Source organism: Rhodopseudomonas telluris (assembly GCF_042432815.1).
GTDB lineage: Bacteria > Pseudomonadota > Alphaproteobacteria > Rhizobiales > Xanthobacteraceae > Rhodopseudomonas > Rhodopseudomonas telluris.
In genome coordinates this window covers 1081709-1102306 of the sequence record NZ_JBHLWM010000008.1, presented here as the reverse complement: position 1 = coordinate 1102306, position 20598 = coordinate 1081709, and the positions used below count along the sequence as shown (strand labels likewise).

20 protein-coding genes are annotated in these 20598 nt (G+C 66.0%); 9 read left to right on the top strand and 11 right to left on the bottom strand.

What is annotated here, in order from left to right:
- From ACFFJ6_RS22545 to ggt, 6 genes are read left to right on the top strand one after another with little or no spacing between them, the layout of a single operon-like run.
- A complete protein-coding gene (locus ACFFJ6_RS22545; protein WP_378392029.1) occupies positions 1 to 951 on the top strand; it encodes an ABC transporter permease in 951 nt (316 codons plus the stop codon).
- On the top strand, positions 948 to 1835 hold the full coding sequence (locus ACFFJ6_RS22540) for an ABC transporter permease (protein ID WP_378392027.1): 888 nt from the start codon (positions 948 to 950) through the stop codon (positions 1833 to 1835). The genes ACFFJ6_RS22545 and ACFFJ6_RS22540 overlap by 4 nt, the downstream gene beginning before the upstream one ends.
- A complete protein-coding gene (locus ACFFJ6_RS22535) occupies positions 1832 to 3457 on the top strand; it encodes an ABC transporter ATP-binding protein (RefSeq protein WP_378392025.1) in 1626 nt (541 codons plus the stop codon). The genes ACFFJ6_RS22540 and ACFFJ6_RS22535 overlap by 4 nt, the downstream gene beginning before the upstream one ends.
- A gap of 42 nt (positions 3458 to 3499) precedes the next feature.
- Positions 3500 to 5509 (top strand): primary-amine oxidase, encoded by a 2010-nt coding sequence (locus ACFFJ6_RS22530; protein WP_378392274.1) that lies wholly within the window; start codon positions 3500 to 3502, stop codon positions 5507 to 5509.
- A 40-nt stretch (positions 5510 to 5549) separates the two neighbouring features.
- Entirely contained in the window at positions 5550 to 5774 is a 225-nt protein-coding gene (locus ACFFJ6_RS22525; protein WP_378392023.1) for a hypothetical protein, read from the top strand.
- A 19-nt stretch (positions 5775 to 5793) separates the two neighbouring features.
- Positions 5794 to 7371, top strand: coding sequence for a gamma-glutamyltransferase (ggt, locus tag ACFFJ6_RS22520; protein ID WP_378392020.1), 1578 nt, complete (start codon positions 5794 to 5796; stop codon positions 7369 to 7371).
- 316 nt (positions 7372 to 7687) lie between these two features.
- Here ggt and ACFFJ6_RS22515 read toward each other — a convergent pair whose 3' ends face one another.
- From ACFFJ6_RS22515 to ACFFJ6_RS22500, 4 genes are all read right to left on the bottom strand, one after another.
- Positions 7688 to 8377, bottom strand: coding sequence for a sensor histidine kinase (locus ACFFJ6_RS22515; protein WP_378392018.1), 690 nt, complete (start codon positions 8375 to 8377; stop codon positions 7688 to 7690).
- Positions 8378 to 8655: 278 nt separating this feature from the next.
- The gene (hemB, locus tag ACFFJ6_RS22510) at positions 8656 to 9654 is read right to left on the bottom strand and encodes a porphobilinogen synthase (RefSeq protein ID WP_378392016.1); all 999 of its coding nucleotides are present in this window, start codon (positions 9652 to 9654) and stop codon (positions 8656 to 8658) included.
- Position 9655: 1 nt separating this feature from the next.
- Positions 9656 to 10501, bottom strand: coding sequence for a beta-keto acid cleavage family enzyme (locus ACFFJ6_RS22505; protein WP_378392014.1), 846 nt, complete (start codon positions 10499 to 10501; stop codon positions 9656 to 9658).
- A gap of 279 nt (positions 10502 to 10780) precedes the next feature.
- Positions 10781 to 11548, bottom strand: a complete 768-nt coding sequence (locus ACFFJ6_RS22500) for an AraC family transcriptional regulator (protein ID WP_378392012.1) — start codon at positions 11546 to 11548, stop codon at positions 10781 to 10783.
- 417 nt (positions 11549 to 11965) lie between these two features.
- Between ACFFJ6_RS22500 and ACFFJ6_RS22495 the strand changes: the two genes are divergently transcribed.
- A complete protein-coding gene (locus tag ACFFJ6_RS22495) occupies positions 11966 to 12430 on the top strand; it encodes a metallophosphoesterase family protein (RefSeq protein ID WP_378392010.1) in 465 nt (154 codons plus the stop codon).
- An 8-nt stretch (positions 12431 to 12438) separates the two neighbouring features.
- On the opposite strand, the gene ACFFJ6_RS22490 is transcribed toward ACFFJ6_RS22495, so the two are convergent.
- Complete coding sequence (locus tag ACFFJ6_RS22490; protein WP_378392008.1) at positions 12439 to 12744, bottom strand: hypothetical protein; 306 nt, start codon at positions 12742 to 12744, stop codon at positions 12439 to 12441.
- A gap of 161 nt (positions 12745 to 12905) precedes the next feature.
- On the opposite strand from ACFFJ6_RS22490, the gene ACFFJ6_RS22485 reads away from it, so the two are divergent.
- A complete protein-coding gene (locus ACFFJ6_RS22485; RefSeq protein ID WP_378392006.1) occupies positions 12906 to 13250 on the top strand; it encodes a 5-carboxymethyl-2-hydroxymuconate Delta-isomerase in 345 nt (114 codons plus the stop codon).
- Positions 13251 to 13279: 29 nt separating this feature from the next.
- Here ACFFJ6_RS22485 and ACFFJ6_RS22480 read toward each other — a convergent pair whose 3' ends face one another.
- From ACFFJ6_RS22480 to ACFFJ6_RS22470, 3 genes are all read right to left on the bottom strand, one after another.
- Positions 13280 to 13939, bottom strand: coding sequence for an oxidoreductase (locus ACFFJ6_RS22480; protein WP_378392004.1), 660 nt, complete (start codon positions 13937 to 13939; stop codon positions 13280 to 13282).
- A 184-nt stretch (positions 13940 to 14123) separates the two neighbouring features.
- Positions 14124 to 15206, bottom strand: a complete 1083-nt coding sequence (locus ACFFJ6_RS22475) for a hypothetical protein (protein WP_378392002.1) — start codon at positions 15204 to 15206, stop codon at positions 14124 to 14126.
- Between the two features lie 274 nt (positions 15207 to 15480).
- A complete protein-coding gene (locus ACFFJ6_RS22470; RefSeq protein ID WP_378392000.1) occupies positions 15481 to 16770 on the bottom strand; it encodes a DUF892 family protein in 1290 nt (429 codons plus the stop codon).
- A 924-nt stretch (positions 16771 to 17694) separates the two neighbouring features.
- Between ACFFJ6_RS22470 and ACFFJ6_RS22465 the strand changes: the two genes are divergently transcribed.
- Positions 17695 to 18843 (top strand): GGDEF domain-containing protein, encoded by a 1149-nt coding sequence (locus ACFFJ6_RS22465; protein WP_378391998.1) that lies wholly within the window; start codon positions 17695 to 17697, stop codon positions 18841 to 18843.
- A 128-nt stretch (positions 18844 to 18971) separates the two neighbouring features.
- Here the strand turns inward: ACFFJ6_RS22465 and ACFFJ6_RS22460 are convergent, their stop codons facing one another.
- The 3 genes from ACFFJ6_RS22460 to ACFFJ6_RS22450 form a co-directional block, all read right to left on the bottom strand.
- Positions 18972 to 19397, bottom strand: a complete 426-nt coding sequence (locus ACFFJ6_RS22460) for a DOPA 4,5-dioxygenase family protein (RefSeq protein WP_378391996.1) — start codon at positions 19395 to 19397, stop codon at positions 18972 to 18974.
- 155 nt (positions 19398 to 19552) lie between these two features.
- Positions 19553 to 20032, bottom strand: coding sequence for a hypothetical protein (locus tag ACFFJ6_RS22455; RefSeq protein ID WP_378391994.1), 480 nt, complete (start codon positions 20030 to 20032; stop codon positions 19553 to 19555).
- 241 nt (positions 20033 to 20273) lie between these two features.
- Entirely contained in the window at positions 20274 to 20537 is a 264-nt protein-coding gene (locus ACFFJ6_RS22450) for a hypothetical protein (RefSeq protein WP_378391992.1), read from the bottom strand.
- Between the last annotated feature and the right edge of the window lie 61 nt (positions 20538 to 20598).

Genomic DNA, 20598 nt, shown 5'->3' with positions numbered 1-20598 from the left:
GTGCGGGTCCTGCTCCTCATCGGGCGGCGCGTCGCAGCGACGGTGCCAGTGCTGGTTGCGGTCGCCCTGATCGCGTTCGTGCTGCTGCGCATCAGTTCGGGCGATCCGGTGGCGCAACTCGCCGGCGACAATGCGTCGCCCGAAGTGATCGCGGCCATCCGGGCGCGGCTCGGCCTCGATCAGCCGCTGATCGTGCAGTTCCTGCAATGGGGCTGGCACGTCGTGCAAGGCGATCTCGGCACCTCGATCGTGTCGGGCACGCCGGTGCTGCGATTGATCGGTCAGCATACGGCCCCGACGATCGCGGTGTCGCTGCTCACCATGCTGGTGTCTGTCGTCATCGGCGTGCCGCTCGGAGTCTACGCGGCTTGGCGGCGCGGCGGGATCGTCGATCAGCTGACCTCGGTGATGACGACCGCTGGCTTCGCGGTCCCCACCTTCGCGGTCGGCTACGTGTGGATCTATGTGCTGTCGATGCAGGCGGGGCTGTTCCCGGTCCAGGGCTACGCGCCGTTGTCGGCTGGCCTCGGCCGCTTCCTGTGGCATCTGACGCTGCCGGTGCTCACGCTCAGCTTCGTCTATGTCGCGCTGATCGCACGGGTGTCGCGGACCAGTCTGCTCGAGGTGATGTCCGACGATTATGTGCGCACTGCGCGCGCGAAGGGGCTTCCCGAGCGGGTGGTGATCTTCCGGCACGCGCTGCGCAACGCCGCGGTGCCGATCGTTTCGATCATCGGTATCGGCGTTGCGCTGTTGATCGGCGGCGTGGTGATCACGGAAAGCATCTTCAATCTGCCCGGGCTCGGTCGGCTCACCGTCGACTCGGTGATGGCGCGCGACTATCCGGTGATCCAGGCCGTCATTATCGTGTTCGGGGGCGTCTACGTGCTGATCAACCTTCTGATCGACCTCAGCTACGCAGCCTTTGACCCGAGGATTTCGCTGTCATGAGTGTGATCGCCACGGCATCGCCGGTCGCCGCACGGACACGCGCGCGTTCCTTGCCGGCGATCTTCCGCAGCAAAGCCATGCTGTTCGGCTTGGTCGTGCTCGGCGCGCTGATCCTGATCGCGATCTTTGCCGGAGCGCTCGGTGTGGTCGATCCGGCGGCTGTGCAGCCGCGTCTGCGGCTGAAGCCGCCGAGCGCCGCGGCATGGCTCGGGACCGATCATCTCGGCCGCGATGTTTATAGCCGGCTGATCTATGGCAGCAGGGTTTCATTGCTGGTGGGCGGCGTCGTTGCGCTGCTCGCTGTGGTGTTCGGCGCTCTGCTCGGGCTGATTTCCGGCGCGGTGCGGTGGATCGACGGGCTGTTGATGCGCGCAATGGACGGCGTCATGGCGATCCCCGCGATCCTGTTTGCGGTGGCGATGATCGGCGCGCTCGGGGCCGACCTGGTGACGATCTGCATTGCGATCGCGATCCCTGAAATTCCGCGGGTGGCGCGCCTGGTGCGCAGCATCGTGCTGACCGTGCGCGAGGAGCCCTACATCGAGGCGGCAGTCAGCATGGGCACGCGGACGCCGACGCTGATCGCACGGCACATGGTTCCGAACGTGCTCGCCCCCCTGATTGCACAGGCGACCTTTATCGCGTCGTCGGCGATCCTGATCGAAGCCTCGCTGTCGTTCCTCGGCATCGGCATGCCCGACGAGGTGCCGAGCTGGGGCAACATGATGGCGAACGCGCGCCTGGTGTTCCAGGTCAAGCCGATGCTGATGCTGTTGCCCGGTCTGTGCATCGTGCTGACCGTGTTCGCGATCAATCGCATCGGCGATGGCTTGCGCGATCTGCTCGATCCTCGGTTGGCCAAGTCGGTGGGGCGCCTCAAATGACCGAACCGGTTCTCACCATCCAGGGCCTCGTCGTCGGCCGTGGCGACGATCCATCCGCCGAGCCGATCGTGCGCGGTCTCGACCTGGAGATCGGCCCGGGCGAGATCGCCTGCATCGTCGGAGAGTCCGGGTCGGGCAAGTCCGTGACGTCGTTCAGCGTAATGGGGCTGCTACCCGACGCGTTGACGGCGCGGGCCGGTTCGATCCGTCTGCTCGGGCAGGAACTGCTGGGTGCCGATCCTGAGCGGCTGCGGAAACTGCGCGGCAGCCGGATGGCGATGATCTTCCAGGAGCCGATGACGGCGTTGAACCCGGTGATGACGATCCGGTCGCAACTCGCCGAGGTGGTGGAGTTTCACGGCGAGACGCCGATGTCGCGCGGTGCACTCGATGCCCTGATCCTGAAGACCCTCGAGGATATGCTGGTCCGCGATCCGAAGCGGGTGATGAATGCGTATCCGCATCAATTGTCCGGCGGACAGCGCCAGCGCGTGATGATCGCGATGGCTCTCCTGTTGTCACCGTCGCTGCTGATCGCCGACGAACCGACCACGGCGCTGGACGTGACGACACAGAAGCAGATCCTCGGCCTCATCAAGTCGCTGGTCGAGCGCCGCAACATCGGTGTTTTGTTCATCACGCACGATTTCGGCGTCGTCGCGGATATCGCCGATCAGGTCGTGGTGATGCAGCGCGGCGAACTGGTCGAAAGCGGGCCGGCTGCAAAGGTTCTGCAGTCGCCGGAGAAGGCGTATACGCGGTTGCTGATCGACTCCGTTCCGAAGGGAAAGGCGTCCGGGGAAACCCGGGCCGAGGCTGCGGCACCGGTTCTCGACGTTCGCAATGTCGAGATGGTGTACGGGCGACGGTCGCTGTTCGGTGCATCGACCACGACGCATGCGCTCAAGGGCGCGAGCTTCACGTTGAACCAGGGCGAAATTCTCGGCGTGGTCGGGGAATCCGGTTCAGGCAAGTCGACGCTCGCGCGCTGTGTCGCGCGGCTCGCGACGCCGACGGCAGGGCAGATCCTGCTGATGGGGCGTGACATCTCGAAGGCCGGTCAGGAAGAACTGCGGCTGCAGCGTCGCTACATTCAAGTCGTGTTCCAAGACCCGTATCGCTCGCTCAATCCGCGCCTTCCGGTCGGCCGTTCGCTGATCGAGGGGGCTGTCAATTTCGGCGTGCCCGCCGAAGTTGCGCGAGAGAAGGTGCGGGCGCTGCTCGAACTCGTCGGCATGGATACGGATATCTTCGACCGCCTGCCGCATGAATTCTCCGGCGGCCAGCGCCAGCGGATCTGCATTGCCCGTGCGCTGGTCAGCGAACCGCAGATCCTGATCGCCGACGAGTCCGTCTCGGCGCTCGACGTCACGGTTCAGGCCCAGGTGCTCAAATTGTTCGCGGATCTGCGCGCGCGGCTCGGGCTGGCGATGCTGTTCATCACTCATGACCTGCGCGTCGCCGCCGAACTCTGCGATCGCATCATGGTGATGCGTCACGGCGAGATTGTCGAGAGCGGCCCGACCGCGGGGATCATGCAGCACCCGCAGCACGACTACACACGCGCCCTGTTCGCGGCCGCTCCCGGCCAGGAGCGGTTCCGCGCGCTCGCCACAGTCTGAATGTAACACGACCGGATCAGGATGGAGCCAACCATGTCCCAGATGATGTCTGAAGCTACTGAGCGACCGCAGGAGCCCGCGCTGAAGGCGTCTGCGCCTCATCCACTGGACCCGCTCACCGAAACGGAGATCGCGACCGTCTGCAATGTCGTGCGGGACGCTGCGCCATCGCCGGAGCATTGCCGGTTTCCGACGGTGCGGCTCGAGGAGCCTCTCAAGTCGGAGCTGCGCGAATTCGATGCCGGCGCCATGCTGCCGCGCCGTGCCTTCGTGCTGACGTTGGATGTCTCGAACGGCGAGGCGGCCGAGCACATCGTGGACGTCGCGTCGTCGACCATCTTGTCGCGCAAAGTGCAGCCCAACAGCCAGCCGCCGTATGGCCAGCCGCCGGTGATGCTCGAAGAGTTTTACAAGACCGACGCGGTGGTGAAGGCCGATCCCGGCTGGCGCGCCGCGATGAAGCGCCGTGGTCTGAGCGAGGCGGAGATCGAGCTGGTGCAGGTCGATCCGTTTTCCTCGGGCTTCTTCGACAAGGAATTCGAACGCGGCGCCCGCATCGTCCGCGCCACCAGCTTCTTCCGCGAGCATCCGCAGGACAACGCCTACGCGCATCCGATCGAAGGTGTCGTCGCCGTGGTGGACCTGATCGCCGGCAAGGTGGTCGATCTGCTCGACGAGGATCCGATCGTTCCGATCCCCCGCAAGAAGCGGAACTACGGCGCGCATGAGATCAAAAATCCGCGCACCGACATCAAGCCGCTGCACATCGAGCAGCCCGAGGGCGCCAGCTTCAAGGTCGATGGCTGGAACGTCGAGTGGCAGAAATGGAATTTCCGCGTCGGCTTCACGCCGCGCGAAGGCCTGGTGCTGCATCAGCTCGGCTATCAAGACGGCGAGCGGAAGCGTTCGATGATTCATCGTGCCAGCGTCACCGAAATGGTGGTGCCGTACGCCGATCCCAATCCCAATCACTTCTGGAAGTCCGCCTTCGATGCCGGCGAGTACGGCCTCGGCATGCTCGCCAATGCGCTCGAACTCGGCTGTGACTGCCTCGGTCACATCCATTATTTCGACGTGCCGGCCGCCGACGACAAGGGCGCGCCGTTCGTGATGAAGAACGCGATCTGCATGCATGAGGAGGATTACGGCATCCTCTGGAAGCACTACGAATTTCGCAACGGCCTGTTCGAGGTTCGGCGTTCGCGGCGGCTGGTGATCAGCTTCTTCGCGACCGTCGGAAACTACGACTACGGCTTCTATTGGTACTTTTATCAGGACGGCACCATTCAGCTCGAAGCCAAGCTCACCGGCATCATTCAGACCACCGCGGTGCAGCCGGGCGAGCGCTACAAATGGGGCGGCATGGTCGACGACAATCTTGGCGGCCCGACCCACCAGCACTTCTTCAACGTGCGGATGCACATGGACCTCGACGGCGGCGGCAACACCGTGACCGAGCACGATTTCGTGCCGCGGCCGTTCGGTCCCGACAATCCGTACGGCAACGTGTTCGATACAACCACGCGGGTGATGACCAAGGAAAGCGAGGGCACTGCGGTCGCCAATGGCGAGACGGGACGGTTCTGGAAGATCAGCAATCCGAACGTGAAAAACTCCGTGGGCAATGCGCCGTCCTACAAGCTCGTCGTCATGCCGAGCCCGTTGATGTTGGCACAGGAGGAGAGCTACGTGCGCAAGCGCGGCGGCTTTGCCACCAAGCACGTCTGGGTCACGGCGTTCGATCCGGCCGAAAAATACGCCAGCGGCGACTATCCGAACGTCCACGCCGGCGGCGACGGCTTGCCGCGCTACGTCGCGCAGGACCGCCCGATCGAGAATGCCGACATCGTGGTCTGGCACAGTTTCGGCCACACCCACATCTGCAAGCCGGAGGATTTCCCGGTGATGCCGGTCGAATATGCCGGCTTTACGATGAAGCCGGTCGGCTTCTTCGCCGCCAATGCGGCCAGCGACATCGCACCGGAGCGCAATGCGCGCAGCGTGCTGCATGGTGAGGCGAACGGCGGCAGCTCCTGCTGCCACGCCGGCTGACCCCTGCATGTGCTGTCTGATTGCGCTGCTGCTCGGCGCCGTGCAGGTCGTGCTGCGCGGCTCCGGGGGCGCGGCGGAAGGCAGCTGCCGTCATCATCGCGGGACCGGGGCGGTGCTGCGGCCGCCGATTGCGATCGGCGCGGGCCTGATACTCGGTGCAGTTGCGGCGGTGGCCATCATTGCCGCAGCTCCGGCATCGGCCTTGCAGGATTGGCATGGCCCGATTTGCCGCGCGCTGTTTCCGGCGCTATCAGCCACGAACTGAATTCAACAAGGAACGAAGAATGCGCGATTTTCACAAGACCGGCCGCTCGCTTGCGGTGGCGCAGAACGGCATGGCGGCGACGTCGCATCCGCGCGCGACGCTGGCGGCGGTCGATATCCTGCGTCGTGGCGGCAACGCGATCGATGCCGCGGTCGCCGCGGTCGCGGTGCAGGGCGTGGTCGAGCCGCAGATGACCGGCATCGGCGGCGATTGCTTCGCCCTGATCGCGCCGCGCGGTGGCCGTCCGATCGCGCTGAACGGCTCCGGCCGCACCCCGGCCGGGACCGACGCGGAAAAGTATGCAAGTGGTGACTCGCGCGACATCCCGCCGACATCGCCGGAAGCCGTCACCATTCCGGGTTCAATCGACGCGTGGTGCACATTGATGGAGCGCCACGGCAGCCTGCCGCTGGCCGATGTGCTGGCGCCGGCGATCGAGGCCGCGGAGCAGGGCTTCTGCGTCACGCCGCGCGTCGCCTCGGATTGGCGGCGGTTTCGCGAGCGCGTCGAGATCGATCCCAACGCCGCTGCGCAGTTTCTGCCCGGAGGCAAGGTGCCGGAGATCGGCGACGTGCGCTCGCAGCCGCGGCTCGGCGCGACGCTGCGCAAGATCGCGCGGGAAGGCCGCGCCGGCTTCTATGAGGGCGAAGTCGCCGAGGAAATGGTGGCGGTGCTGCGCAAGCTTGGCGGCGCTCATCGCGTCGATGATTTCGCCGCGCACCGCAGCGAGGATGTGACGCCGATCTCGGCCGATTATCGCGGCTATACGGTGATGGAATGTCCGCCGAACGGGCAGGGTCTCGCGGCGCTGATGATCCTGCGCGTGCTCGAAGGCTACGAGGTCGGCAAGCTCAGTGAGGCGGATCGGATTCATCTGCTCGCCGAAGCCACCAAGGCCGCCTATGCGACGCGCGACGCGTATTTCTGCGATCCTGCGACCAGCCCGCTCGAGCCCGCCCGCTTCCTGTCGGACGCCGTCATCGGCAGGATTCGGCAGGCGATCACGATGGATCGCGCCGGTGAGGCGCAGCCGTGGCTCGACACCGAACATCGCGACACGGTGTACGTTACGGTGGTCGATCGCGACCTCAACGCGGTGTCGCTGATCAATTCGATCTTCTATCCGTTCGGCAGCGGCATCTACGCGCCGAACTCCGGCGTGCTGTTGCACAATCGCGGCTGGAGCTTCCGCGCCAAGCCGGGCCATCCCAATTCGCTGGCGCCGAGCAAGCGGCCGATGCACACGATCATCCCCGGCATGCTGATGCGGGGCGATCAGGCCGTGATGCCGTTCGGCGTGATGGGCGGCCACTATCAGGCCGCGGGGCACGCCAACTTCATTTCGAACGTGCTGGACCTTGGCCTCGACATCCAGGCCGCGGCCGAGCGTCCGCGCAGCTTCTGCTTCGACGGTGCGCTGGCGCTGGAGACGACGATCGGCCAGGACATCCACGACGAGATGCAGCGCCGGGGACACACCACGCGCTGGACCGAGGAGGCGATCGGCGGCTGCCAGGCGATCCGCATCGACCGCGAACGCGGCGTCCTGCTCGGCGCCTCGGATCATCGCAAGGATGGTCTGGCGCTCGGCTATTGATGGCGAGTTATCAGCGCCGCAGCCGATCGGTTGCGGCGCTGAAGGCTCTTTAGCAATCCGCCGGCACCTGTGGTGATGGCGGTCGGCGGCGACAGGGGCATCTTGAGTTGCCGGGCATCGCAGGGTGCTCAACGCATCCCGCGGCAGGCTGCTCGACTGATCGGCGGAGCAGTCTCAGGCGTCGCGGTCCAGCGCGTGCTTGATCCGGTCGATCAAGGCGTTGGGTTGCAGCGGCTTCGGCAGCACGGCGATCACGGCGCGGCTTGTTGGCAAGTTTGCAACCCGTCCGACTGAGCGTGACGACAGCGTGCTCTGGTCAATCGAGACAGCGCGGAAGGACCACCGCGAAGGTCGAGCCTTCGCCCTCGACCGATCGCACGGTGATCGGGTGACGAAGCAGGCGGGCGGTCTCGCGCACGATGTAAAGACCGAGCCCAAGGCCCGATGTGTCGCCGACCTTGTCGCCGCGCTGAAAGGCATCGAAGATCCGGCGGAGGTCGGCTTCCGAGATGCCGGGGCCGGTGTCGGTGATCTCGACGGTCACGCTGCGCGCGTCGGCCTCGCAGCGCACCGACACGCAGCTACCTCGTGGCGAGAACTTTATGGCATTGCCGACCAAGTTGCGCAGGATGGTCTGCAACATGGGGCCGTTCGATCGCACGGCGGTCGCGGGCTTCTCGATGATGAGTTGCACGCCGGTCGCGCCGGCATACTCGGTCCAGTCGCGCTCGACTTTGCCGAGAACCTGCTCGAGATCGACGGTCTGCTCGAGCGCGTCGGGACTCGTCCGATATTGCGACGCGCACGCCAGCTCGCTCAGTTCGAGATCGAGACGGCCGAGTGCCTTCATCGCGACCGAGAGCCGCTGGGCCGCCGCCGTCGCGAGATCGTCCTGCAGCGCGCGTTCGATGAACAGCATCGCGATCTGCAGCGGCTGCTTCAAGTCGTGTCCCATCACCGCCATCAGCCGTGCGATCTCATGACACGCCGGATCAATGACGGACATGTCGGACGGCCGTCGGCTCGGTTGCGAGAAGGACATATCGGCACCCCTGTCAATCTTGGTGTTGCTGCAGCATCGCAGCGAACAGGGAGCGGCGTAACTATACTGATGGGTGTAGGGAGCAAACGTTGCGACGGTGCGCGACTTGTGCCGCGGCAAAGAACTCAGAACGCCGGCGGGACGAGTCCAGGCGGGGGCGAGAGCGTTGCTGCGAGATCTCACGAGGGCGTCGTGATCCCGGTGGAAGCCGCGGCCAGAACTCGGGCTGCCGTCGTGATCCGTTACAATCCCGCCGAGTCAGTCGACGTATTCAGCCAGCGCGCGACGTCGTGGGCGAAGTAAGTGACGATGACGTCGGCGCCGGCGCGCTTGAAGGCCCCGAGCGTTTCGAGCACGGTCTGGCGCTCGTTGATCGCGCCGGATTGGGCCGCGAACTTGATCATCGCGTATTCGCCGCCGACCTGGTAGGTCGCAACTGGCAGCAGGGAGACCTCGCGAATCTTGGACAACACGTCGAGATAGGGCAGGCCCGGCTTGACCATCAGGAAGTCCGCGCCCTCCGCCTCGTCCAGACGGGCCTCGAGCAGCGCCGCACGCTGGTTCATCGGGTCGAGCTGATAGCCGGCCCGGTTGCCCTTGAGGCCGCAGTCGGCGGCGACGCGAAACGGTCCGTAGAGCGCCGAGGTGAATTTCGACGCATAGGCCATGATGGCCACATGTTGAAAGCCAGCGGCGTCGAGGGCCACGCGGATGGCCTGGACTTGGCCGTCCATCATCCCTGACGGCGCGACCATCTCGGCTCCGGCCTGGGCCGCCACGACGGCCTGTTTGCCGAGATTGGCCAGGGTGGCGTCGTTGTTGACCTCGCCGTCGTCGACCACGCCGCAATGGCCATGGTCGGTGTATTCGCAGAAGCAAAGATCGGGAATGACGATCATCTCCGGGGCGGCCTGCTTGGCCGTCCGCACCATCCGCGCGACCAGCCCGTCCTGTTTCCAGGTGTCGCTGCCGATGGCGTCCTTGTGGTGCGAAATGCCGAACAGCATCACCGCCTTCAGGCCGTCCCGCGCGAGCTGGCGGATCTGCTCCGCCAGTTGCCGTTCGGGAAGCCGGACGAGCCCGGGCATCGTCGGAATGGCGTGGGGCTCGTCGATGCCTTCGTCGATGAACAGCGGGTGGATCAGATCGTCGGTCGATATCTGTGTCTCGCGAACCAGATCGCGCAGAGTTTCGGTTCGGCGAAGGCGCCGCAAACGCAGCGACGGAAAGCTTGCGGACACCTCAGGCCTCCTCGAACGTCTTGACCGGGGCGATGCGCAGCATGGCTCGCGCCTCGGCGGACGACGCCACCGGCCGTCCGATGTCCTGCGCATAGCGGACAATGCGTTCGACCAGTTGGGCGTTGCTCTTGGCGAGCTCGCCATAGCGATAATAGACGTTGTCTTCGAAGCCGGTGCGGACATGGCCGCCGAGCAGCATGGTGTGCAGGTTGATCGGCAACTGGCCTTTGCCGATCGCCAGCGCCGACCAATGGCTTCCAGGCGGGATGCTCTCGACGAGATGCAGCAGGCTCTTGCAGGTCGCAGGCGCGCCGCCGGGAATGCCCAGCGCGAAGTTGTAGCTCAGCGGAGCAGTCAGATGACCGCTGTCCACCAGGGCCTGGGCTTCGCCGATGATGCCACAGTGATAGACCTCGACCTCCGGCTTGACGCCGTATGTCTGCATGTCGTTCGCCAACTCTCTCGCCAGAGCGGGAGGATTGATGAACGGCTTGCTGCCGTGATTGAGCGAGCCGCAATTGAACGAAGCGATGTCGGGACGGAGCTTCAGATGATTCCAGGCGACGCGCTTTTCCTTGTCGGGAGGTAGGTTGAAGCCTGAGGTGCTGAGATTGATCAGGATGTTGCACCGGTTGCGGATCCGCGCCACGATTTCCTCGAACACGGCTTCATCGTAGCTCGGCGCGCCGTCGCGGCCGCGGGCATGGATATGCGCGATCGACGCGCCGGCGTTCCAGCAGTCATAGACGGCGTTGGCGATTTCCTCGGGCGTGTAGGGAATGTTCGGATTTTTGTCGCGGCCGGTGATCCCGCCGTTGACGGCAGCCGTAATGATCAACTTGCTCACATCCAAACTCCCACATCAGTTTGTGGCCCCACGCTATTGGTTGCGCGCCTCCGTTTCTTCCTGGGACCGGACATCTTCTGCGCCGAACCGGACAATTCGATCGCGACGGCGGGCCCAAGCAACGAGATAGCCGTCCGAAAGTGGCGGCGATTGTCCTGCTCGTCGCGAACTGAGAAGAGAAAGTCGATTCAGAAGCGCATCGACTTCAGCTCGACGCGAGCGCTCCGCAGATGCAACAGGAAGGGCTGCGCATCGCGATGTGGCCGGGACGTCGATCCGCTATCGTGGGAAATACCGGCTGGGGTTGCATCCCGTCAGCCGCCGAAACATCGCGGTGAAAGCGCCCGGCGTTTCATAGCCGAGGTCCGCGGCCACGACGATCACCGGCTCGCCGGCTGCCAGACGCGGCACGGCCGCCAGCACCCGGGCCTGCTGCCGCCAGGTGCGGAAGGAGACGCCCAGTTCCGACCTGAACAAGCGCGCCAGCGTACGTGTCGAGGCGCCGACCACGCGGCCCCATTCTTCCAGGCTTAGATCGTTGCCGATGTCGGCCAATATGGCCTCGCAGATGCGGGCCAGGCGCCAGTCGACGATGTTCGGCATATGCAACGGCGGCTCGGACGTGGCGCGAAGCTCGTCCAGCAGGAGAGGGACCATATGGCTGCCATGGCCGTTGATGTCGCAATGCTCCGGCCGCGCGGTGATCCGCACGATCAGCTCACGAAGCAGGCCGGACACCGGAACCGAAAGAGGCTGGTCGGCAAAGCGCGCCGGGCAGGTATCGGGACGGACATACAGCGTATGCAGGGCCACCGGGCCGCGCGCCCGCATCCGGTGTTCGACGCCGGGCGGCATCCACACCGCGCGCTGTGGCGGCACCAGCCATAGCTTGTCGTTCGCAGTGATCTCCATGACCCCCGTCGTCGCAAAGATCAGCTGCCCATGGGCGTGTGAGTGCATCGGTAGAGCGTGCTTGTCCGGGTACTCCCGGCGCATCGCGGAGACCGGGCTCGTCGTATCGCGCGGATGATTAGCATCTGTGATCATCGGAGCCCTCGTGCGATGCTCGAGGTTTCAACTAATGGGATCGGTACGCGCGATCAAGCCTGATCGCCCTCATGCAGGACGGGGCTGATCCGAGAAAACTGCATGTGGGGCGGCTTGCTGGCCAGCCGGGAGCTAAACGTTCGCTCCCGGACGAAGCTGCACCAGGGTCGCTCGACGTCGCTGTGATTGAAATTTGTTACTTCGCGGGCATGCGCCATCGCTGACGAGCGCCAGCTCCTTCGAGCCATCGTGCCGGACCGGTGACCCGGTCCGCCGATCTGTCGCGCTGACCGACGCCTCGCGACAGCGCCCCTCACGGACAGGACGATGCGGATCAGAGTCTGTTTGGGAATATCGTCGAGAGGCGCCGCGTCGGCCTCGCGCCGCGCGTGCGGACGCGCTACTGGTGGAGCTGTAATGGCAGTGATCGGCCTCATTTCGGATACGCATGGGCTGCTGCGCCCGGAAGCGGTGCGCCGCCTGACCGGCGTGGATGCCATTGTGCATGCCGGCGACATCGGTGATCCGGGCATTATCGAGGCGCTGCGGACGCTGGCGCCGGTGACGGCGATCCGTGGCAATATCGACCGCGGCGGCTGGGCGCGCGCCTACCGCGAGACCGAGCGGTTGAGCGTCGCCGGCCGGACGCTTTACGTGCTGCACGACCGCAAGACGCTCGCCATCGATCTTGTGGCGGAGGGCATCGACGTCGTGATCAGCGGCCATTCGCACGTGCCGAAGATCGAGACGGCAGCCGGTGTGCTGTTCATCAATCCCGGCAGCGCAGGCCGCCGCCGCTTCAAGCTGCCGATCACCGTGGCGACGCTGGAGATCGCGGCCGGTGAGATGCGGGCCGAGATCCACGATCTCGGCGTTGGGTAAGGCGCGCGCTAGGCTGTCGCCGGGACGCGCTGCGCGAGCGTGCCGAGGATGCCGGTGAGGCCGATCAAGGCGGCCAAGTAGTTCAGCTTCGATCCCGCGAAGCTTGCCAGCGCCGGCCCGCGCACCAGCCGGACCGCGTAATAGATCGGCGCATGCACTATATAGAAAATCATCACCGGACCGACCAGGATCCCGAGCCCTTCGCCCCAATTGCCGTCACCGGCCATTCTGGCCGCGACCGGCGCGTTGAGCGTCAACGAGAGCACCAGCAGGACGACGACACAAATCACCTGATGCATGACTGCAACGATCACCCTGTCTTCGGCGCCGCTCCCGCAGCGGCGCGCGGTTCGTTATATCGCCCAGGTGGCGGCAACATGGCGAGCCGCCTGTTTCTTGGCCGGGCCTTGACCGCGCCGGCGTGACCGCCAAAGAAGGCCGCAACAAACGACGCGCGTGAAACGGAGCAGAGGCGATGCCGCATCTCATTATGGATTATTCGGCCGATCATCTCGGCCGGGACCGCATCGCGCGCCTGATGGAGGACATCGCCGTCACCGCCGCGGCGACCGGGGTGATGAACGCAGCCGACATCAAGGTGCGCGCCCGCGGCTTCGACGACTATCTGGTCGCCGGCCAGCGCGACAGCTTCGTCCATCTCGTGGTGTTCATGCTGGCGGGCCGCACGCCGGAGCAGAAGGAGGCGCTCAGCATCGCGCTGCGCCGGACCCTGGTCGAGCACTGCCCGGACATCACCAGCCTCAGTGTCGACATCCGCGACATGGACCCGGTGGCTTACAAGAAGCGGCTGAAGGCGTAGCGGCTCGGTGCGAGCGGCAATTCGCGACGTCAGCGGCCGAGCAGCGCCGTCATCTCGCGCCAGTGAAGGATCTGAACGCCGGGCGCGTCGCTGCGCGCCGCCGCGATCATCGCCCGCGCAACGTCGCCGCCGTCGATGCCGCGAAACCGATCGGCCGGGCCGAGCAGCACCGGGTTGAGCAGGTGTGACAGGCCGATGAACAGCCGCTCCAGCGGGCGGTGCTCGGCGCGCTGGCCGACCAGCATCGACGGCCGGAAAATGGCGGTGCGGGGAAAGCCCAACGCGATGACGTCGCGCTCGGTCTCGCCCTTGGTGCGGAGATAGAACGAACGCGACGCCGCGTCGGCGCCCACCGCTGAGACCAGGAACACCGCCTGTGCACCGTTGTGGCGCGCGATGCGCGCCGCCTCGACTGGATAGTCGTGGTCGATCCGGTAATACGCCGCCTCGTCGGGCGTCTGCTTGCGCGTGGTGCCGAGCGCGACGAACACCTCGTCGGCGACGAGCTGCGCGGCTAATGCGGGGAGGGTCTCGCGATCGCCGATCAGCACCGTCAGCTTCGGATCGCTCAGCGTCAGCGGTCGCCGCACGACTGCGATCACCCGCGTCGTGTCGGGCCTGTCGAGCAGCCCGCGCAGCAGCTGCGCGCCGATGAAGCCGGTGGCGCCGAACACGAGCGCGGTGGTCATGACGAGGTCTCACCGGTTGCGGTCATGCCGGGCAGGATCGCATGCGGCAGGGAGGAGCGCAACGCGGCGTGGTGCAGCGGTCTCGTCGGGTGCGCAAGTGAAGCGTGCCTAACGCGCGACGGTTCGAGAGCGCCGCCGGATGGGAGCACGGCGCTGCGCGCCTTTGCCGACCCGGCGAGCGGTGTCAGCGCTCGATCATGCGGAAGCCGACGACGCCGGCATCGGCATCGAACAAATAGTCGAAGGCGTTCAGGGCGTGGACGCTGGTGTTGACGAAGGTCGGGCGGTTTGCGCCGCCGACCAGCACGATCCGCTCGGGCGCGGCCGCATTGGCGGTGTCGCCGGCAGCGAAGCCATAGCCCGGCGGGCGATCTGCTGCGGCGTCGCCAAAGCGGATCGACAGCCGCGTGCCGGGCGCCAGCGTCTTGCCGCCCCGGTCGCCCTCCTGCGTGCGGTCTGCCTCGCGGTCCGGCGGCAGCGTCAGATACATCACCGACACGCCGGTATCGATCAGCGCGGTGCCGCAGGCCGGTGTGCCGTCGTCGACCGCGATGCAGGCCGGCAATGGGTCCCAATCGAGCCCGTCCGCCGCCCGCCCCAACTGCACGACGTGATAGTTGCCGCGGGTGTTGGCTTCGGTCAGCCCGACATGGACGCCGGCGCGCGTCACCACATAGCCGCGCCGCAGCGCGCCGGGCGCCGCCATGCTGCCCATGCCGGGCAGATTGAGAAACGGATTCTTGTCGGGCGTGCTCTGGCTCTGATGGTCGCCCTCGCGCGCGAAGCCGATGCCCAGCATGGCGACGTGGCGCGGCGCATCGCTCGGCTCGCAATTGCGCGGATGCGGCACGCAGTCGATCCGCTCGACCGCGAGCACGGCGATCGGCTTCGTGGTGACGCTCTGGCCGTTGCTGCCGGCGATGGTGACGCTGGTTTCGACCCAGCGGCCACGCATGATCCGGCCGGAACTCGAATAGGTCAGCGTGCCGGGCCCGAGCGGCCGCAGGCTGTCGATGTCGGGAATGCTGGAGGCCGCGACCACGATACCGGTCGATCCGGTGTCCATCACCGCACGCACCGGCTCACCGCCGAAACTCATCAGCAGCGTCGGCGGCTTCGCCCGCGGCTCGCCCGCTTCGGAGTCGTTGAGATAGCGCAGATAGGTGCCACCCTCGCGGGCTTCGTAGCGCTGGGCGAGGGCGGGCTGGGCCAGACAAGCCAGCGCCAGAGCGAGACTGCAGCTGGAGAGGGTTTTCGCGGCGTCCATCAAATCGATCACTCCCTCGCTGCACCATACACCTATCATTTGATAGCTGTGCTGTTGAGCGAGAGCTTACAAGTCGGAGCTTTACAAGATCCTCGTTGGCGATGTGACAATTCGAACGAATTCGCGGCGCGACTCGTTGATGGTTGCAGCCCGTAGCCCGCATGAGCGAAGCGACATGCGGGAATTCTGAGGCGTGGGGTCCCGCGTATCGCTGCGCTCACGCGGGCTACGAAGCTACGAAGCCGGCGCGCGGGGCGCCGGCTTCCGCTCGGTCTCAGGCTTCTTCGTCGACCTCGCTCTGCTCGATCGCGGCCGGCATTTTGGCGACCGACATCAGGGTGCGGGCGACCTGATTGAGCAGCTGGTCGGCGTTCTGCTCTTCGGCCAGCGACGCGGAGAGAAGCGCGACGATCGCAGAATGCCGAAGCTGCTGCGCGAGGTTTTTGGCCGTGGTGTAGGCGGAGATCTCGTAGTGCTCGACCCGCTGCGCGGCCCCGATCAGGCCGAGATCGGCGGCGGCATCGGACTTGGCTTCGCCTTCCGCCATCACCTCCTGGCCTTCCTCGACCAGACCCATCATGCCCTTGCACGGCTTGGCGCGCGCCGGCGCGCCGAGCAGCGACAGGCATTCGGTGAGACGCTCGACCTGTTGCTCGGTCTCCTGCAGATGCAGCTCGAACAAGTCGCGCAGCCGATCGAAGCGCGCGGCCTTCGTCATCTTGGGCAGCGCCTTCAGCAGTTGCTTCTCGGCGTGAAGGATGTCGCGCAGCTCGTCGACCAGCAGGTCGTTCATCTCCTCGTCGCCCGGCGGGGGCGCACTTTCGGCCTTGATCGGCGTCGCGGCGTCGTCACCGACGGGCTGCTGCAGCGCGGGCGAGGACACGTATTCCCAGTCGCCGCCCTCGTTCCACGGGCCGCGCGTATCGATCTCGCCTTCGTCGCCGCTGCCGGTGGAGTCGTTGAAGTACTGATCGACCAGCCCCGGCGTCGGCGCGATCGCACCGATCGAGAACGCCGGCTTCTTCATGCTTTCGAGCGCCGCGGCGAACGCCTTCATGTGGGTGATTTCGCGCGTCATCAAGAATTGCAGCGCGTCCTTGGTGCCGGCATCGTCGCAGAAATTGATCAGCCGCTCGTAGACGATCTTGGCGCGCGCCTCTGCGGCAATGTTGCTGCGCAGATCGACGTCGAGTTCGCCGGTAATCTTCAGATAGTCCGCGGTCCAGGGATTGCCCTGCGAGTTGAACAGATTGACGCCGCCGCCGCCGGCGATGGCGATCAACGGATCGGCCTCGGCAGCCTGTCGGTCGAATTTCGACGGCTTTAGATGCATCCGCGCCAGGCAGCCGACGACTTCGAGATGGCTGAGCTCCTCGGTGCCGATATCCATCAGCAGGTCCTTGCGATCCGGATCTTCGCAATTGAGCCCCTGAATCGAATACTGCATCGCGGCCGCCAACTCGCCATTGGCGCCGCCGAATTGCTCGAGCAGCATGTTGCCGAAGCGGACGTCGGGTTCGTCGACGCGGACGGTGAACATCAGCTTTTTGACGTGGTGATACATGGCAAACTTTCTGTGAAAGGGGCTCGGCGCGTGCGGGCTCAACCGCCTGCGCTGCGCGACGTTCCTATTCATCGTGCGTGCGCTGGCACGGCGTCGCTTGCAGAGCCGCGTATCAAATGAGCCGAGTATCACCGCGCTCGGGCGTCGCCATCCGCCGAACTGATCGCGCCGCTGCGCGACGTCCTTCAAGGATCGGACAGCCACGCGCGATCGGTCTCGCGGCTCCAAGGAGCCCGAGTTGTGCACCCGTCGCTTCGCAGCGAGGGGCGGGGGCGCGCCGTCGGCGCAAAGGTGGTGAGGTTCGCGATGGCTTTGCGGACCATCGCGCAACGCCTTCCGGCGCGCCCACCGCGGCGGTTTTAGGCTGTCGGGCCCGTGCTTCCGGGAGCAGGCAAGGGTAATGAAACCCCACTGATCCGGCGGATTACGCCGCCTTCGCCTGCCCACGTCCAGCGAACTAACAAGTCGCAGAGCCTCGTAGTAGGCCCGGACGGGTCCCCGACGCCTCCCGGACGTGCGGGTGCGAACCGCAACGCGCAGGACGCCGCGTCCATTCGACTCCCCCGGCACAGGGCCGGCGTCCTCGAACCATCGTTCCGGACCGGTGACCCGGCCCGCCGATCTGTCCCGCTGACCGACGCCTCGCGAAAGCGCCCCTCACGGACAGGACGGTGCGGACTATAATCACAATAGGACTATTGTCAAGCAGGGCGATCCGCGTCTTTGCTTCGTCGGCTGGGCGAAGCGCGGCGCGCCGTCGCGCAAGGACTCCGCGCCGGGACGCCGGACGCGGGCACGGCGCGGCGTGCCCTGACCCACCGAGGACCGGCACTTTGCTAAAATTGCGCCGTGCGTGGTGTGGATTTAGACAGGGGATCGCGGCACAACACGCGGGCTTCAATGGGTGGGGTCGCGACGTTCGAGATGCAGGGTTCGGTTGTCAGAGTCACGCTGTCCCTGATCGGGCCAGGCATCATCGGCGTGTTCGGCTTGGCGTTTCTGGCGGCGTGGAGCTACGACCGGCGGCCGTATCTCGGCGTGCTGGCCGCGGCGTGTGCGCTGTTCGCGCTCGGCGCCTCGAGCCAGATCCTGTACGTGCCGCGCGACACCGGTTTGAATGCGATGGTGTCGGGCGCGCTCTACACCTGCGCCGTCATCGCGGCGGTCGAAGGCGTGCTGATCCGGTCGGGCAGGGCGTTCGGCGTGTGGATCGACGTCGCGATCTTCGCCGCGTTCTCGCTGGCGCTGTATTACTTCTTCTATGTCGATCGCAGCCTGCTGGCGCGCATCTATGTGCAGAACTTCGGCTACGGGCTGCTGCTGTGCGTCGCCGCGCTGAGACTGTCGCGCCTGCGCAGCGGCCGGCTGGTCGATCGCATCCTGTTCTGGACGCTGCTGCTGTTCGGGCTGCACTTCTTTCCCCGCACTGTGTTCACGGTCGGCGTGTCGGCTCCGTCAGGTGGTCCACTCGGCTTTGCCGACTCGGTGTTCTGGCAGACGCTGCAGCTGTCGATCGCCGTGCTCGGCGCTGCCTTGGCGATGGCCATCCTGGCGGCGGCGGTGTCGGACGTGATGGACGATCTGCGCCGCGAACGGGATCTCGATCATCTGACGGGATTGCTCAACCGCCGCGGCTTCGAGGCCGAGATCGCGGCGCCGATGCGTCGCGCGCCCGAAGGGGCGGCGCTGATCCTGTGCGACGTCGATCATTTCAAATCGATCAACGACAGTTTCGGTCACGACGTCGGCGATGTCGTGCTGAAGCAGATCGGCGCGATCCTGCGCCGCACCGCGCGCAAACACGATCTCGTCGGCCGTCTCGGCGGCGAGGAGTTCGCGGTGTTCCTGCCGGACGCCTCGCTGACCGACGCCACCGACTGCGCCGAGCGGCTGCGCAAGACCATCGCGCAGGGCCGCATTCCCGATCTGGGCGACAGGCTGGTGACGGCAAGCTTCGGCGTCGCGACGCTCCGCGAGGCCGGCGACTGGACCGCGCTGTACAAGATGGCGGACAGCCGGCTGTATCGGGCGAAGGCGGAGGGGCGCGACCGGACGGTGCATCGCGGCGCGTAGGCGCGCCGTCCCGTAGCGACCCGTCGCGTAGTCGCGTAGCCCGGATGAGCGCAGCGACATCCGGGAGCAGCCTCTCCGCAGCGCGAAGACCCCGGGTATCGCTGCGCTCACCCGGGCTATGCTTACGCCTACGGCGACAGATGTGGTGTGGTGTTCACCAGCGGCGCGGACTCGGCCGTCGCCTCGGTCGGCAGCTTGTCGTCATGGATCGCAAGCGCGGGGCCGATCCAGAACGGATCGGCCGTATGGTCCCGCCGCGGGTTCGTCGTATTGGGATGAACCAGAATACTCAGCCCGCCGTGATTGAGCATCAGCCACGGCACCAGACTGGCGAACACCTCGGTCGCAAACGCGATCTGGATCATCGCGCCGTCATGCGGCCCGACCCGGACGTCGTGCCAGCGCCCGACCTGCACCGCAAACCGCTCGCCGATCCACCCGACCAGCCGCTCCGCCACGGGCCGCGTCGCCGCCGGGTCGTAGTAGATGTGCGCATGATAGCTCGCGATCTCGGCGAGCGGCCGGGGGCCGTCGGCAGTCGTGGTCTCGGTCATCGGCAGTGTCCTTCAAATCGGCCCGCGTCGGGGGAAGCATCCGGCAAGGTGCCGCATGAGTGCGGCGAGATGCGGGACATTTTAGCCCGGCCGAACGGCGCATGTCGCCGCGCTCTTGCGGACGACGCTTGCTTCATCCCGGCTAGGCGTGCTGGCTAGTTCCTGGCGCAGCCCGCGATGAATCCCTGCGCGACGGCTTTCAGGCCTTTGGCCGACCAGGTGTCCTTCATCGCCCCCGACACGCGGATCGCGGTGCCGTCCGTGAGCACGCTGGTGAGGGCCGCAACCTCGCCGGCCGCCAGATCGGCGCGCAGTTCGTAAGCCCCCGTCATCTCGGAATTCTTGCTGAGCGTGGACTTGCCCTTCAACGTCACCGAAGCGTTGGCGCTGGCAAGGGTAACGCTCAGCGGCTCGCCTTTGCCCTTGCCGAGGCTCTTGTAGCCGCCCAGCCCGACCTGCACCGCGCCGCCCTTCAGGCAGGTCAGGCGCAGCACATCGTCAGCCTCTTCCTCACCGGCGGGCATGCCGAGCAGTTCGAGCGGTGCCTTGGTCGATATCCACCGGACCTCGGCCGCCGACGCCGCCGAGGACAACGAGACGGCCAGCACCAGCGTGCCGGCAAAAGCGAGACGCATGGAAGATCTCCCGATAGGCGCCGGTCGTTCCGCAACCATAGAGCGGGCGCCGGCGCGACAGCGTCCGGCCGAACCCTGCCGCACCGGCGCGAGCAAAGCTCATGGTGAGACGCGCGGGTGGGGGAGATGGTTCACGGGTGGATGGCTGTCCGGCGCAATCGCGAAGCGGATGGCGCCGTCGAGGTCGATCGGCGGATGGGGCTGCGCTCATCCACCCGATGGGCTGCGCCTTCTGCGGAGATCAGTTCCAGAACAACTGGACGAGTGTGACGATCGCGGTGGGAACCGTCGAGGCTCCGATCAGAGGCATCGCGAGAGCGCTCAGGATCGCATTCGCAATCCACCAGAGGCGTTCCGGCGTCAGCAGGCCAAGGGCAGACACGCCGAGATTCATCGCGAATGCCGCCCAGGCAAGATAGTGCGTGGAGCTGATGAAGCCCCAATTGCGGAGCTGGACCGCCACGAGCACGATCGCCACGATCAGGCACAAGGCGCCCAGCAGCACGACGGACCGGCGAGACACGGAGTCGAGGAATCTTCGCATGCAGCGACTCTCACAATTCATA